The following is a 15,643-nucleotide window of genomic DNA, read 5'->3' on the forward strand; positions in this document are numbered from 1 at the left end:
CCCTCATTGACTCTGAAAGGGATCAATCTTTTTCCCTCCAATCCACAAACTTAACTGTTCTTGTGTTATTTTATTTGCATCCATCACGCCCATCAGCTCTCCGTTACATAAAACCCCGACCCGGTCTGATAAAGTAAGTATTTCATCTAGGTCTTCTGAAAATAATAACACTGCTATATTTTGTTCTCGTAGTTTAAAGAAATATTCCTGCATTTGCGTTATCGATCCTATATCCAGACCACGGCTGGGATATACAGCGACCAGCAAAGAGGTTGTGATTTCTTTCTCTCTATAGCTGACTAATTTTTGCTGTGTCCCACCAGATAAATTATTGATTTGGGACGACATATCGTGGATATGTATTTGTGAGTTCTTAATCATGTTCAATGCTTTTTGATAAGCTTTGCGAGGCGAATAGAAAAAAGAACTTCCGACAGGCTCTTTGAAATAGGTGCGCATTAATAAATTATGGCTAATATCTAAATGTGACATTAAGGCCGTTTTTAAGCGGTCTTCTGGAATATGCCCGATCCCTGCTTTGGCAAAGATTTTAGGATGTGGTTTAGTTATTTCTGTATTTTCAAGAAAGATTTTACCTGATGAAGGTTTCGTCATTCCCGTTATGATCTGACTTAATTCTCTTTGCCCATTGCCAACGACCCCTGCAATTCCTAATATCTCGCCTGGATATATATCAAGATCTATATTTTTAAGTGTTGTTATTTTTTGGCTGTTTTTAACGCTTACATTGGATAAATGAATAAAGGGCGATTGTTCTTGATACAGATTTTTTGATTTGATTGATTGGGGCGAAATTGATTTGAAATCATTTTCTATCATTTTATTGGCCAGAAATTGTGCAGTACATTCTTTTGTTTTGAAAGTGCCTATTTTTTGTCCATGACGCAATACACTGACCGTATCTGAAAATTGCAAAACTTCTTCTAATTTATGGGTAATAAAAATAACGGCATTTCCATGTTGGCGAAATTTCGATAGTGAAATAAATAATTGCTTTACTTCTTTAGGGGTTAAAACACTTGTTGGCTCGTCTAAGATTAAAATTTGAGCCTTACGTGATAGGGCTCTCAAAATCTCCACTCTTTGTTGTTCACCTGCAGAAAGATCGCTAATTATTGCATTTGGATTAACGTAAAAACCAAATTGATCAAATAAAATTTCTAATCGTTGTCGCATCATTTTTTGAGAGATAAAAAATCGTTTGGTTTTTTCTCCAAAGTAAATATTTTCTGCAACAGTAAATGCTTGTACCAGTTTAAAATGTTGGTGTACCATACCAATGCCAATGGAAATAGCTTCTTGAGGTGAAGCGAAGTGATATCCATATCCATCAATAATAATTTCACCCTCATCAGGTTGGTAAATGCCACTTAGAATATTCATCAAGGTAGATTTACCAGCACCATTTTCACCAATAATCGCATGGATTTCTCCTGGAAAAATATCTAAATCAACTTGATTATTTGCAATAATCTGAGGAAAAAACTTGCTAATTTTCCAAAATTTAATTAATGGGGGATCCCCTGGGCGCAGTTGAACTTGTGACTTAACAAATTTCTCTGTAGGCTCATAATGATTGGTCATAATCCTGTTACTCCTTCAACAGCCCAATTCCATTGATACAAATCAAAATTTTGCATTGTTGTATTAGAAGTAACTTTTAATTGCCTTTTGTTATTATAAATTGGTCCTTGAAAAGGATTGTAATCTCTTAGTATATTTTCATATAGTGCAGTAGCTTGATAACGAATAATATTCGAAATAGATGTTCCCCATCTAGAAATATTATAATCTTGCCCTAATTTTAATAAAACAGGCTTAGAATTCCATGTACCATTTATTCGTTGCTGAATCTGCTGAATATATACCTTACTAAAATCACATAAAATAGAATTAATATATGCCTTAGAACGAATAGGAGGTGTCATATTATTATATAAAAATGCCTTGATGTTACGTTGTTCGGCAACACGTAGATAAGACATATCATTCATAATACTTAACAATATATCGCATCCTTGGTCGCATAGAGCATTTGCTGCTTGAATAGTCACTTTGGGATTAAACCAAGATCCAGTATGAATGACTTGTAAATTAATTAGAGGGTTTATTTTTCTTGCACCTAACGTAATCGCATTGACTGCAGAATACACACTAGGAATAGGAAAAGAGCTGATGAATCCGAGTTTATTTGTTTTAGTAATAAGGGCTGAAATATATCCAAAAATATAAAATGCATACCAGTGATCTAAATAAAACCATCCAAGGTTAGAAGTGGTTACGTGACCATTGCATTCTGTAAATGAAACATTTTGTGCATAATTTGAAACATCATGTAGAAAATTATCATAGTTAGAGTTCGTTATAATCATTTGAACGCCTTCAGCGATTAAATACCGAAATAGGCGTGTAGCCTGAATAGAGTAGGGAACGTTTTCTATAGAAGTAATACGTAATTTTGGAAAATATTTAGAAACCTCAAGTCTTCCTCTCTCATGTAATGTGCCCCATCCTCCATCTGTTTTTGGGCCACTATAGCAAAAAGCAATAGATCCATCTTGTGGCAAAAGACTTATAGAAGATAAGGGCGTTGTTTCTGCCTGAGCGTATGAAGGTAAGAAAAAACTTCCTATTCCTCCTATAAAATGACGACGTTTTAATATTTCCATAAACATCCCTATCTTTAATTAATTCGTATCAAATAGAATATTCTTTTGTATATGTTAGCTTCCTCTATAAGTAGAGAACCCATATGGAGATACCAACAGTGGCACATGATAGTGTAATTTTCCTTTGGCCAGTCCAAAGTCAACTCTGATAACATCCAAAAAAGGTGGATTGGTTGTAGGATAGTCTTGTTTTTTAAAATAATCTGAAATATAAAAAGCAAATTGATACGATCCTGGTTTTAAAGGGTCTGTTAGATTTGATATGTTACATCGCCCATCATGATTTGTTTTTCCTTCAAATATGAGAATTTCGTTGTAATATAAGGCGATTTTAACGTTGGGAGCAGGTGATCCCGATACTAAGTCTAAAATATGGGTAGAAAGAGATAATTGAAGGTTAGATTCTAAGTTTAATATAATATTTTGAACTCGATATGAAGCAATCTGTATAATCTCATTGATTGCCGTATCGATTTCTTGTTCTGAAGATGACTGTAGTCGTGTTTCCAAAGCGTGAATGATCGCAGTATAATTATTATGATTTGTAACACAAACAACAAAAGGAAAATTAAATTTATTTTTATAAGCTTCGTTAAGTTCGATTAGTTTTTTTCGTTCTTGATCTGTTAAATTACGTAATTTAGCTCGATTTTGTTCATTTTGAGATTCAGTTGTCAGTCTAATTTTGTCGTATCCAAGTTCTGGATGAGAACGTATGAGAACTAATTTTTTCTCAATATCCGCTTGTTGAACAATATCACCCATGATATTTACCATTTGTTCAACACTTGCAAATGGTCGGTAATTTACAATTGCTTGGGCAACCCAAGGAGAATGTTCAAAAACATTTTCAAATTGTCGTACAAATTCATCAACAGATAATTGATTAATGGTTTGAATAACTGTCATCTATTACAACCTTACCTAGGAAAATGATTTAGCCAATGATTGGCAATATCTAATCGAGATGCAATCCAGATGCGATCTTTTGCCAAAATATAATCTAAGAATTTCGATATTGCACGTGCTCTGCCTGCTTTGCCAACAATACGGCAGTGCAATCCAATAGACATCATTTTTGGCGCTCTTTCCCCTTCTTCATATAATTGATCGAACGTATCGCATAAATATTTTAAAAACTGTTCTCCTTCTGTAAATCCGTTTAATGCAACGAAACGCATATCATTTACATCTAATGTATACGGTATAATGAGTTGTTGTTTACCAAACGCATCGCTGTAATAGGGAAGATCATCACAATATGAATCGGAATCATAAACAAATCCCCCTTCTTCTACGATAAGGCGCGCTGTATTGGGACTATTTCTGCCTTGATACCATCCCAAAGGTCGATTGCCTGTTAATCTAGTATGTAAGTCAATCGCTTCATAAATATGTTCCTTTTCAATCGCTTCAGGAACATATTGATAATCAACCCAGCGCAAACCGTGGCTAGCAATATCCCATCCAGCTTTCACCATTGCTTCTACGGCTTTTGGATTTTGCTCCATGGCTTTGGCGACCGCAAAAACTGTTAAGGGAATTTGTCTGGATGTAAATATATCATGTAATCGCCAAAATCCTGTTCTTGATCCATATTCATATAGGCTTTCCATGGCCATTGAACGCATTCCTTGAATAGGTGCTGCCCCAATCATTTCTGATATGAAATACTCAGAATGGCGATCTCCATTCAATATACAATGTTCACCACCCTCTTCATAATTGATGATAAATTGCACAGCAACTTTTGCTTTATTTGGCCATTTAGGATCGGGTAAATTCCCGCCATATCCAATCATATCTCTCATTATTGATTTCCTTCATAAACAGCAAATGCGGCGTCTATTGCTTTACCTGGGATAATTTCTAAACCAGCACGTCTTAAAATTGTTTCAAAAGCCATCAAGGTGTGAAACACCTTATGGGGCCTAGCATTATGACCCATGGTACCTATACGCCAAATTTTTCCTTTTAAGGGTCCAAACGCGCTTCCTATTTCAATCTCGAAAAGATTTCGCATTTCTGCTCTAATTTGTTCGCCGTCTATATGATTAGGGATGTAAATACCAGTTACATTATACATTCTGGTTTCATCATTACCAAATAAAGCTAATCCCATTGCTCTTGCCCCCTCTGATATTGCTTTGGTTGCTAAACGATGGCGTTTGAAACAATTTTCCAAACCCTCTTCTAGGATAATGCATGCTGCTTCACGTGCAGCGTATAGCATACTGGTTGCTTCTGTATGATGGTTCAGGCGTTTTTCAGACCAATAATTCATTATCATTGCAATATCAAAATAGTTTGATCCTATGCGACTACGCTGAGATCGCTCTTGACTACCTTCTTGTAATCCTAATTCGGTATGGGCTCGGGAAAAAATAAACTCTGCCGCACGATCAGAAATGGTAATTAATCCACATCCCGGGGGACCCCCCATTGATTTTTGTAGACTTGCACTGACGATATCGATACCCCATCGATCTGTATTAATAGGCATTGCCCCTAAAGTTGCTGTGGCATCAACATAAGAATATACATTATATCGACGACAAATTTCCCCCACGCCTTCCAATGGTTGCGCTGTTGTAGTTGATGTATCCCCATGAACACAAGCAAACACATGAGGTTTATGTTGAATAATTGCTTGTTCAATCTCTTTTAAAGAAGCGACTTCACCCCATGAATAATCAAGCATTATCGTTTTTGCACCAATGCGTTCAGAAATTTCCGAAAGTAATAAACCAAAACGACCATTATTAATGATTAACACTTTATTTTCAGGCTCGCATAAAGAAACCAATGCTGCTTCTATTGCTGCACGAGCTGTGCCATTAATAAGCAACGTCCATTGATTGTCGGTCATGAAAACATCGCGATATAATGCCATGGTTTCATTCATATAAGATGTCATTTCTGGATCAAATTGTCCCAGCATGTCCGCAGCCATAGCGCGTAAAACACGGGGATAAGTATTACTGGGGCCGGGTCCCATTAATAAACGTTGAGGTGGATCAATTTGTGGGAATATAGTTCTAGTCATATATTATCTTCTTTTAATTCAATAAAGTGGATCATTGTTTGTAAAGCTGCCGTCACATCCTCATAACGAACCGTTTCCTTTGGAGAATGACTGATACCATTAGGTGATTGAATAAATAACATCGCTGTTGGAGCTAGATGGGATAAGATCATCGCATCATGACCTGCCCCGCTGGTTAGATATCGCACTGGTAATTTCAAATGTTGTATTGCTTGCTCTAACAACGACATAAGATTTTTATCACATAAGGACGCGGATAAATCATGTTGAATGAGGAATTCATGATCCAAACGCCTTTTTTGACAGATTTTCTCGACTATTTGTTCAAATTGTTCTGCGAATTCATTACGTTTTTCATCCGTAGGAGCACGTAAATCGACAGAGAAAACGACTTGTTCTGCAATAACGTTTGGTGCGCCTGGAGTAACTGTTATTTGCCCAGTCGTAATTACAACACCTTCTTGTTCTGCTTCTTTTACATATTGTTCTGATAAGTAAATAATTTCGGCAGCACCAGCCATTGCATCTTTTCGTAAATTCATACTTGTTGTGCCTGAATGCCCAGCTTGCCCCTTGATTAAAATTTGGAAGCGATATTGTGCAGCTATACCTGTAACAATCCCTAAAGGCAGTCCTTCTGACTCTAATACAGGTCCTTGTTCAATATGAGCTTCTAAATAACCAATTACATTCTCAGGATAATAGCGAGCCTTTTGAATATCTCGATAATCTAAACCAAAATCTTTGAAAGCTTGTTCAATAGAAATGCCCTTTTTATCTTTTAAGCCTTGTGGAAGCGTATTTAATACACCAGCAACAGATTTAGACGTTAACATTGCCATCGGAAAACGGGAGCCTTCTTCATCCCCAAAAGCAATGACGTCAATAGCAAAAGGAAAGCGTTTTTGTTGTCGATTAAAATAATCAATAACTTCAATACCTAGCATAATACCCAAATTACCATCAAAACATCCCCCATTTCGAACAGTATCAAGATGTGAACCAATAATAAGTATTGGATCATTTTTGGTTTGTCCTGCATATCGACCAACTAAATTTCCTGCTGGATCGATATGTGTGATCATACCAGCTTGATCCATCCATTGTGCTACTGCGTGCTGCGATTGTTTATATTCATTACTAAGATATGCACGAAACAAATATTCTGAGGACTCACTATAAGGTGGTTTTTCTAAGGCTCTACATCGATCAGCAGCTCGTTTTCCATATGCGTTAAACATTATATATTCCTTGTTGCTGAATAGATGCTTTTGCTATCCCTTTGGCTTCTAATAATGCACCAAATTCAAACAAAATATGTTCATTTCCTGGTTTTGCAACAATTTGTAATCCGACTGGCAATTTTCCTGTTCTATTCAATGGTAAAGATAGAATAGGGCAACCGCTAAGGCTTAATGGCTGTGTGTAAATTCCCAAATTCACTCGAGCAGAGCTTTTCTTCCCATCAACAAGAACTGTAGGATCATTAATAAATGGGGCCGTACATCCTGTTGCAGGAGCAATCAAAAGATCATAATCACCAAAAATTTTATGTATATAATGTCGAAACCATTTTTCTATTTTTTTTGCCTGTAAATAAGTGGAAACAGGCAAGAGTGCGCCAGCGATGAAGCGGTCACGTGTAGCAGGATCATATTTTAAAGGCTCTTTTCTTAAATAGGGTAAATGCAGGGTTCCTCCTTCTGATGCTGTAATTAAAAATGAAGCAGCCCTAACGGTTTCAATATGATCTAACGTGAGGTTGTAGGTCTCAATCCCTATGCTAGTGATTTCTGTAATTGCATTTAAAATCTCTTGATCGACATCTCGTTCAAACCATCCTTTTAATCGTGCGATTTTTAAAGAAGAAATATCTTGCTTCCCGTGATCATTACGATCTGATAATATGTTAAAAATACACTTCAAATCGTGGATGCTGCTGCAAAATGGACCGATAGTGTCGAGCGTTTCAGAAAAAGGATATACCCCTTGCAAAGGAATAGTATTATATGCTGGTCTAAGTCCCCATACACCGCATAGAGATGCAGGCACCCTTATAGATCCATTCGTATCTGATCCCAAAGAAAAAGCCATCATTCCAGCAGCAACCGCAGCAGCAGAGCCTCCAGAAGAACCTCCCGCAAATCGCCTTGTATCATGTGGATTTTTGGTAATTCCATAATGTGTATTATCTGTTACAAATCCGTATGCAAATTCGTCCATATTTAAAGTAGCAACTGGAACAGCCCCAGCATTGCATAATCGTGTAATGACAGTAGCATCTTTGAGTGCAGGGGCGTGATCTGCTAATAGCACTGAGCCTGCTGTTGTGGTAATATCCTTCACATCAAATAGGTCTTTAACTCCAAATGGTACACCAGCCAACGGGCCAGGGTCTTGTCCTTGAGCGACCAACTGATCAATATGCTGTGCAGTGGCCAATGCTCTATCTTTTAATGCTACCGTAACACTCCCAATAAGTGGATTATATTTATCAATCGCACTTAGAGAGTCAGATATTATCTGTGTTGCACTATAAGTAGCAGAGCGAACATTTTTTGAGATTTTCTTTATTAAATCCAATATTATTCCTCCACATCAATAGTAGGCACTGTGAAGTGATGAATTAGTTTACTACGACTGCTCAAAAGTTCTGTATTGTTTTTTACTCCTTTTAAACATTCTTTTGGAATATCTAGAAGGATGGTCTGCGAAAGACTTTCAATTTCTTGATAAAGCAAATCAGCCATTTTCATTGTTGAGTTTCCTTTACTGTTGTTTAAGAAGGTGGGCTTAAATCAACAAGTTCCTTAACGTCGTAATCCAACAAACTTTGAAGATGATGTGCTTGATCTTCGAGGAATAGGCCTTTACCTATGCTTTTAATCAAACGATCTACCCCGAAATACATGCCACTAATAGATGCACCAGCAAGTCCCATACTAATCAATGATCCAAAGGTAAAATTATAAATGCTAGATAACATTTCCTTGTTAGGATCATTTTTATTTTTAGGAAGAAATTGATAATTCTCGGTTAAATAAGGATAGGATCCTAATACTGTATTTTCCATTCCTGCATTTGGTGTATAACGGTCGCTCCATAATGCAACAGAGGATGCATAAGACGCCGTTTCTGGACGCGCTGTTAAATCAATGGTGAAACCCGTTCCAATAATTAAAAAATCAAAAATCATTTTACCTGTTGTTGTTTCAATATGAATTTCATTGTTAACTAGCTCTACAGATTTCCATTGACAATCTGTGTGATAAGCAAAATTTTCATGTTTGCGACAACGCCAGAAAGTATCCTGGGGAGGCGGTTGGTTTAAATCACAAATACGTTGCATAAACGCCCAACGTTTATCATCTGGTAAATAGGGGTAGTGGCATAAAAATCCTGTTTGTTCCATCCAACGATGTGGATTAACGGATGGAATGGTTTTACGCCTTAAACATAAATCAACCCGACCAACATCTTGTTCTAAAGCAGTTGCTGCATTATCAAATGCTGAAGCCCCGCCTCCTAATACACCGATGCGCTTCCCTTTTAATTTACTAAAATCAATCGGCTCAGATGTATGTGCATAATATTCCTTGGGCAATGTTTTCAAAAAGTCAGGGCTGAACCATTTACCATTGCCATCAATGCCAGTTGCCAATACGATTTTACGTGCATAAACAGTGTATTCTCTATCAAGATGATCTTTAAATAAAAGACTAAAGATACCACTATCCCATTGGACGTTTATACAATGGCGATCACTTTCAACAGGCAGTTTATTAATATCTCGAAACCAGTCTAAATATTCTTTCCATGTTTCTTTTGGAATTTTGTCTAACATTTGCCATGCCTCTTGACCAAAAGAAGCCTCATACCATGATCTAAATGAAAGATTAGAATATCCTAATTCAGGACCTTTTAGATATTTAGGGGTTCGTAATGTGATCATGCGGGCATACGTTGTCCAAGGACCTTCTTTTCCTCGAATAGCTTTGTCAAAAATAAGGATATTGTGAATGTTATGGCGCAATAAACCAAATCCAATAGCTATTCCCGCTTGTCCAGCACCTAAAATAGCAACGTCTAAAACATTTTGATCGTTATACTTTTTTTGAACACTCCAATTTTTATTGGGAAAGCTCATACAATCTAAATCATGTGTTATTGCTTTTTCTAATTCAGCTAAAGAAGAGAATACTAAGGAGCTGTTAATTTTACTCATTACAAATCGCCTTTGATATATATTTGTATTATTAGGACTTGTTAATGAGTAGAAAATGAATTGATTGAATTGTCTAGAAACAATAAAGTCGTCAGTTGTTTCCTAAAAAGCAACAGTACTCAGTTAGGTATGTCATAAATTTGTTATTTAATTGTAACAATATCTATAAATAGGATCATTATATTGTTGATTATTTATTTTGTGAACTTAAGATCTTTTTAATTCCTTGTTACGAAGTTTTTTTATTATAATTCATTATAATTATTCAATTTTTTTTCATTTCAATTTTAGAATACATTCATTTGAAGATCACGTGATAAATGGACTGTGTTTTTGAAAGATTTTTTCTAGCTAAACGAGAAATGTTTTTTTTCTGTTTCTTGACTGTGTATAAGAACGTCATAGTATGTATTTAACTTGAAATATTATTTAATATGTATATATTTCAATATATTATAAGAATAATTTGTATTTTAAATATTTTGATTAAGTATAATTAAATATCATTGTTATAAACAAATTATTTTGATTATTTAATATAATATGCTACTGTAGGTAGAAATTTTCTAGTCAATTATAATAAAAATTTGTAAAGTATTGATTATAACATATGAAATATAAGCATCTTTTAACAGTTAAACAATTTTATGTAATTAGTATTATTATAAATGTCGTATTTTGGTTTTTATTATTATCTTCGATTTATACTTCCGACACAATTTTACAAATCCAAGAAGTAAAAGAAAATAATTTTGATTTTAGTGGTCATTTATCTGGAAATTACGTACCGTCAATCGCAGGTTGCTATATGTTTTCTGAATGGTTAAGGTCAGAAAAAGCATACGAGCTTCTTACTAATCAATTAGACGTAAAAAGCATTTATAAAAAAGGAGATTTATTCACTAAATTTGGTGGTATATATGATCTTTTTATGCATGGTGATCGTTCTGAATGGTCTTATTTTAACAAAAACCTTACAATAAGCATCAATAATAACAGCAATACAATAAACATTAATTTATCGAGTTATAATAATGAAGATTCCAAAAAAATATTATATGAAATAATTACTATTGGAAAAGAATTTTTACAATCTTCTCATAAAGAAGAAGACCAAAAATTAATTAATTACATTTCTTTTTTATCCTCTTCTTTGGATCGTGATTTAAAAGAAACAAACACAATATTAGGAAATTATATAAAAGAGGGAATATCTATTTACCCAAAAGAAAATTATTTAAATAATTTACTTATAAAAAATATTATCGAAAATAAGTTAATGAATTTAGATATAACACTAAATTCAATGAAAACGTTAACTTTTCCTGTATACCAAGCCAAAATAGCGCAAAAAGTATTTATCCAAGAAAAATTAAATAAATTGTATTTTCACGACATTCTTCAAATACAAAATAGTGAAAAAATGGAAGATACTTTAAATAAAAAGCATTTTATAGAAAATTTAAAGCAAAGTATAGAACAGAAAAAATATATGTTACAAAAGAAGAATTATATTGACCGATATCAAATTACTGTAATTAGTCCTCCGTCTCTTTTGATTGAAAGATCTGGCCCTTACCGAGTTAAAGGTTTTTTTGCAACTCTTTTAGTTATTTCATTAATATATTGGTTAATAAAAGAATGATGATAATGAGTATTTTACGCCTAAGTATATTTATATTTCTTTCTTTAATTGTTTCTGGATGTAGCCTTCCTAGGGGAGGTCCTTCATCATCATCAATTTTGTCGACGTTTAAGGGAAAAATTATAACTGTTGATGAATATCAAGCTCAAAAGCTAGATAAACAAGTTGCTCTTGAAAATAAATTATTTGTGCAAAAAAATCTAGATGCATTAATGTTACCAATTAGAAATAAAAATTTAATGATTAAAATTGGTGACAAATTAATTATTACATTGATGAGCTTTTCACCCGATAGTATCATTGGTCAAAATCAAGATCCAATATCAGCAGGGTTTGATAAAAGAGAATTAGGTACATTCACAGTTGATTATAATGGTAACATTAATTTACCTTATATTGGTAATGTTTATATCAACAATTTAACTGAAAGTGCTGCACGAAACCTTATCCAAAGTAAGTATAATAGTAATAATAGTGTTGTTAATCCTTATGTAATTATAGCTTTAGAAGAAAATGGTGCAAGTGGTGTTACTGTAACAGGGGATATCGGAGCACCAAAAATTTTATCTTGGCAACCAGGGGGAATGAAACTAGCAACTGCACTTACATTAGCGCAAAATGGTAATACACGAACTATTAGTAATGAGGCTAGCAAAGATAGTACAAATAAAACCATGGTCAACGTTATTAGAAATGGAGCTCAGTATTCAATTCCATATGATTTGGCTTTAAAGAGCGATATTAATCTTGCACCATCGGATAAGATTATTGTTAAGAGCGCACCCCAAGTTCGTACCACCTTAATAGGGGGTGGTATTTTAAAAAATGGAATTTACGATTATTCTAGTCAACCTGCATTACTCGATGCTATTGCTAGAGCTGGCGGTTTTAATCCAAATAATGCTGATATTTCTAATGTTTTCGTTTTTAGAAAAGATTATGATAATGATTTAAAAATATATAGATTTAAATTTAATGATGGCCACGGTATGGCAGCAGCAGCATTTTTCCCAATTTTTGACAAAGATGTAATTTTTTCACCAGAATCCCCGATTGTTCCTTGGTTACGGGTTTTAAACATAGCTTTCCAAATGGCACTACCTGCTGCAATCATAAAGTAAAATTATAATGTTCGAAAAAGATATTATTGATAGTTATATTAATGCTTATACTCGTCTTGCACCTTCATTAAACAAAAATTCTTTTACTTCTTGTAAGACTGTAGAGGAGTTCTTAGAAGAATTAAATAAAACAGATATCAATGTAAAACCCTTATCAACTAAACGTATTTCCTTAGGATCAAAAAAAATTAATCCTAAGGAAACAAAATCATTTAAACAAATAATAAGGGCTGGTGGGAAAGAAAATAATTGTGAATGGCAAAAAAAAGTAAAAAAACGGAGGATACTGGTTGTTTTTTTATCTTTATTTTTTTCTGCTATATTATTTTATATATCTGCGTCATCTTTTATCAGTAATTTAAATTCTAATTTAATCAAATATTTATTTTGTGTGATTTATTTTATACTTACTTATAGTGCAAGTTCTAGTTTATTTAAAATGATTGTTGGGAATATAATTTCCAAAAAAGATAATCCATTCAAAAATTTAAAACATGATAGTCAATATAAAGAAAACACAAAAATTGCCATTTTATACCCTGTTTATAATGAAGATCCTGCACGTGTTGTAGCAAGTATTATGGCAACTTGGAAAGGTTTGATGGAAATCCAAGGTATTGAAAAACATTATGATTTTTATATTTTATCTGATACACGACCAATTGAAAGTCGTATTTTAGAGGAAACTGCGATTATTTTAGCAAAAAAAGAATTTAAAAATATTCGATTATATTATCGATGGCGTTCGATTAATGCTAATGCAAAACTTGGTAACATAATGGATTTTTTAAGGCGTTATTCAAGTCTATATAAATACATGGTTGTTATGGATGCAGACTCACTCATGAGTGGAAAAGCAATACATCAAATGGTTTCTATTGCAGAACCAAATGATCAAATTGGAATTATTCAAACTAATCCAAAACCGATTTTACGCACGACTATTTTTGGCCGTATGTTACAATTCTCTTGTTGGTTTTATGGAATTCCCTTTTTTAAAGCTATTCGACATTATTATTTAGGAGATGCTTTTTATATCGGACATAATGCTTTAATAAGAGTGGATGCTTTTAGAGAACATTGTGTTTTACCAGTATTGGATGGCATCCCACCATGGGGGGGAAAGCCATTAAGTCACGATCTAGTGGAAGCAGGCTTAATGGCAAAATCAGGCCTAGAAGTCTGGTTCTTACCAGAAATTGAAGAAAGTTATGAAGAAATTCCAGCAAATATTATAGCATTCTTAATTAGAGAGCGACGCTGGATGCAAGGTAATCTTCAAAATTTACGTGTAGTTTTTGGTTTTGGTTTAAAAAATGCACATAGAGACTTACTTATTGCTGGCTTTATGTCTTATTTTTCGTCAATTTTATGGTTCGTTTTTACTTTTATCGTTGCTATAACTGGCGTCAGCTTTAATACAAATTATCAGGATGGTGTAAATCATATAAACATCAAATTAGATACTGTTATTATGCTTTACTATGCATTAATCCTCTTGTTTGCTCCAAGATTAATTGGAATGATATTTGTTATTCTTACCAAAGAATATAAAAATTTTGGCGGATATATATGGGTTTTATTATCTTGCTTTTTTGATACTATTTTTTCAATTTTTTTTGCACCTATTGTAATGGTGTTTGTAATGAAATTTTTTATTATGTGGATTAAGTCCAAACCTATAAAATGGGGAAATCAGGATCGTGGGGATGATATTTTACCTTGGAGAACTTGTTTTGAAGAGTTTTCATTGCCTATGATATCAGGAATTATACTCCTTTTGTGGATTAGAATGCCTGAACTACCTCAATTATGGTACCATAACGATTATTATAACTTTTTTATTCCTGAACTTTCTTTAAACAACAGATATCTGTGGTTTCTCCCCATTATTATCGCGCTTATTTGTAGTCCTTTAACAGCACGTTTAAGTTCTGCAACCATAAGGTCAAAGAAATTTTCTAAAATTTTCCTTATTCCAGAAGAGATTAAACAATCTTCAATCATAACCAATATGGAAATATATTTAGACAAGATACAAAAAAAACTACCTAATTTTAAAAACGAAAGAGAAGCAATTGATTTTGCTTACACAGATCCAGAATTTTTTATTTATCATTATAATTTTACTTTTAACAGAAAAGTAAAACAACTTCCTTTATTAAATAATCAGGATTTGGATCATTATGAAATATTAAAAAATGTCTTTAATCATAGAAAACTTTTTTCATATTATCATTTAAATATTTCAAAAAAGAATTTAAATATGGGCTCTTAAGGAAAGAGCCCACACTTAGAATTTAAGCTTTGTTTTGTAGTACGATATCAGAACTATGTGTTAAAGAGGTATCAATTGATGTTAATGGTATCGCTTGACTTTCTGTAACGGTATGAGCGTGCTGGTCAATATTTTTTTGACTTATTTTTTGTGCACCCATATCAAAAGCTTGTTTGGTAGAGTTATCATTTTTTCCAACCCAGTCATTAATATTAAAATTATCAACTTTATTATCAATGGGCAAGAGAGCCATCAGTTGATCGTTATTTAACGTTTGATCAGCGAATTGGTATTCTTGCACGCGGAAACTATTACTCGGGTCGAAATAATATTGTAGTCTTACGCTATCATTTTCACCATATTGAACAACAAGATCATTGCCTTCAATAGATGTGCCACTAACGTCATTGCTTGATATATCTTTAAATTGTATTACAGATTTATCTGCGGGGTTAGTTACATGGTTGTAAATAGTATCGTGACCATCACCTTTGGAAAGAACGTAGGTATTGGATCCTTCATCGCCAGCCATATAATCATCACCAGCGCCACCAATTAAAGTATCGTTTCCTGAACCTCCATAGAGACTATCATTACCAGCACCGCCATTAATGACATCATTACCAGCACCACCATAG

The 15,643-nt window shown here is 33.8% G+C and carries 12 protein-coding genes and 1 pseudogene; 3 read left to right on the forward strand and 10 right to left on the reverse strand.

Annotated elements, in window-relative coordinates; genetic code table 11:
* Positions 1 to 3: 3 nt before the first annotated feature.
* From PQG52_RS10805 to PQG52_RS10850, 9 genes are read right to left on the reverse strand one after another with little or no spacing between them, the layout of a single operon-like run.
* On the reverse strand, positions 4 to 1,605 hold the full coding sequence (locus PQG52_RS10805; RefSeq protein ID WP_271829490.1) for an ABC transporter ATP-binding protein: 1,602 nt from the start codon (positions 1,603 to 1,605) through the stop codon (positions 4 to 6).
* Positions 1,602 to 2,690 carry a BMP family ABC transporter substrate-binding protein gene (locus PQG52_RS10810; protein ID WP_271829491.1) on the reverse strand — a complete coding sequence of 363 codons (1,089 nt, stop codon included), beginning with the start codon at positions 2,688 to 2,690 and terminating at the stop codon, positions 1,602 to 1,604. Before PQG52_RS10810 ends, PQG52_RS10805 begins: the two co-directional genes overlap by 4 nt.
* Before the next feature lie 54 nt (positions 2,691 to 2,744).
* Positions 2,745 to 3,599, reverse strand: coding sequence for a 2-oxo-4-hydroxy-4-carboxy-5-ureidoimidazoline decarboxylase (gene uraD / locus PQG52_RS11505; protein ID WP_408869552.1), 855 nt, complete (start codon positions 3,597 to 3,599; stop codon positions 2,745 to 2,747).
* 11 nt (positions 3,600 to 3,610) lie between these two features.
* Positions 3,611 to 4,501: an allantoinase PuuE gene (gene puuE, locus PQG52_RS10825; RefSeq protein ID WP_271829493.1), complete on the reverse strand. Its 891-nt coding sequence runs from the start codon at positions 4,499 to 4,501 to the stop codon at positions 3,611 to 3,613.
* Entirely contained in the window at positions 4,501 to 5,736 is a 1,236-nt protein-coding gene (locus tag PQG52_RS10830; RefSeq protein ID WP_271829494.1) for a pyridoxal-phosphate-dependent aminotransferase family protein, read from the reverse strand. Before PQG52_RS10830 ends, puuE begins: the two co-directional genes overlap by 1 nt.
* Positions 5,733 to 6,977 (reverse strand): allantoate amidohydrolase, encoded by a 1,245-nt coding sequence (locus PQG52_RS10835; protein WP_271829496.1) that lies wholly within the window; start codon positions 6,975 to 6,977, stop codon positions 5,733 to 5,735. The genes PQG52_RS10830 and PQG52_RS10835 overlap by 4 nt, the downstream gene beginning before the upstream one ends.
* A complete protein-coding gene (locus PQG52_RS10840) occupies positions 6,970 to 8,319 on the reverse strand; it encodes an AtzE family amidohydrolase (protein ID WP_271829498.1) in 1,350 nt (449 codons plus the stop codon). Before PQG52_RS10840 ends, PQG52_RS10835 begins: the two co-directional genes overlap by 8 nt.
* Before the next feature lie 2 nt (positions 8,320 to 8,321).
* Positions 8,322 to 8,492 carry a hypothetical protein gene (locus PQG52_RS10845; RefSeq protein ID WP_271790503.1) on the reverse strand — a complete coding sequence of 57 codons (171 nt, stop codon included), beginning with the start codon at positions 8,490 to 8,492 and terminating at the stop codon, positions 8,322 to 8,324.
* Positions 8,493 to 8,515: 23 nt separating this feature from the next.
* Complete coding sequence (locus tag PQG52_RS10850) at positions 8,516 to 9,961, reverse strand: NAD(P)-binding domain-containing protein (RefSeq protein ID WP_271829499.1); 1,446 nt, start codon at positions 9,959 to 9,961, stop codon at positions 8,516 to 8,518.
* Between the two features lie 610 nt (positions 9,962 to 10,571).
* Here PQG52_RS10850 and PQG52_RS10855 point away from each other — a divergent pair.
* Genes PQG52_RS10855 through mdoH form a run of 3 tightly spaced genes read left to right on the forward strand, consistent with a single transcriptional unit; the run spans position 10,572 to position 15,005 of the window.
* Positions 10,572 to 11,606, forward strand: a complete 1,035-nt coding sequence (locus PQG52_RS10855) for a hypothetical protein (RefSeq protein ID WP_271829500.1) — start codon at positions 10,572 to 10,574, stop codon at positions 11,604 to 11,606.
* Positions 11,607 to 11,611: 5 nt separating this feature from the next.
* Positions 11,612 to 12,727 (forward strand): polysaccharide biosynthesis/export family protein, encoded by a 1,116-nt coding sequence (locus PQG52_RS10860; protein ID WP_271829501.1) that lies wholly within the window; start codon positions 11,612 to 11,614, stop codon positions 12,725 to 12,727.
* A 7-nt stretch (positions 12,728 to 12,734) separates the two neighbouring features.
* Entirely contained in the window at positions 12,735 to 15,005 is a 2,271-nt protein-coding gene (gene mdoH / locus PQG52_RS10865) for a glucans biosynthesis glucosyltransferase MdoH (RefSeq protein ID WP_271829503.1), read from the forward strand.
* A 22-nt stretch (positions 15,006 to 15,027) separates the two neighbouring features.
* Here the strand turns inward: mdoH and PQG52_RS10870 are convergent.
* A pseudogene (locus PQG52_RS10870) lies at positions 15,028 to 15,643 on the reverse strand (hypothetical protein); the annotation flags it as partial.

The organism is Commensalibacter communis (assembly GCF_947179105.1).
GTDB lineage: Bacteria > Pseudomonadota > Alphaproteobacteria > Acetobacterales > Acetobacteraceae > Commensalibacter > Commensalibacter communis.

What these genes read in the sequence shown, in the direction of transcription:
- PQG52_RS10805 (WP_271829490.1), bottom strand. Translation starts at nt 1,605, where the DNA reads ATGACCAATCATTATGAGCCTACAGAGAAATTTGTTAAGTCACAAGTT.
- PQG52_RS10810 (WP_271829491.1), bottom strand. Translation starts at nt 2,690, where the DNA reads ATGGAAATATTAAAACGTCGTCATTTTATAGGAGGAATAGGAAGTTTT.
- uraD (WP_408869552.1), bottom strand. Translation starts at nt 3,599, where the DNA reads ATGACAGTTATTCAAACCATTAATCAATTATCTGTTGATGAATTTGTA.
- puuE (WP_271829493.1), bottom strand. Translation starts at nt 4,501, where the DNA reads ATGAGAGATATGATTGGATATGGCGGGAATTTACCCGATCCTAAATGG.
- PQG52_RS10830 (WP_271829494.1), bottom strand. Translation starts at nt 5,736, where the DNA reads ATGACTAGAACTATATTCCCACAAATTGATCCACCTCAACGTTTATTA.
- PQG52_RS10835 (WP_271829496.1), bottom strand. Translation starts at nt 6,977, where the DNA reads ATGTTTAACGCATATGGAAAACGAGCTGCTGATCGATGTAGAGCCTTA.
- PQG52_RS10845 (WP_271790503.1), bottom strand. Translation starts at nt 8,492, where the DNA reads ATGAAAATGGCTGATTTGCTTTATCAAGAAATTGAAAGTCTTTCGCAG.
- PQG52_RS10850 (WP_271829499.1), bottom strand. Translation starts at nt 9,961, where the DNA reads ATGAGTAAAATTAACAGCTCCTTAGTATTCTCTTCTTTAGCTGAATTA.
- PQG52_RS10855 (WP_271829500.1), top strand. Translation starts at nt 10,572, where the DNA reads ATGAAATATAAGCATCTTTTAACAGTTAAACAATTTTATGTAATTAGT.
- PQG52_RS10860 (WP_271829501.1), top strand. Translation starts at nt 11,612, where the DNA reads ATGAGTATTTTACGCCTAAGTATATTTATATTTCTTTCTTTAATTGTT.
- mdoH (WP_271829503.1), top strand. Translation starts at nt 12,735, where the DNA reads ATGTTCGAAAAAGATATTATTGATAGTTATATTAATGCTTATACTCGT.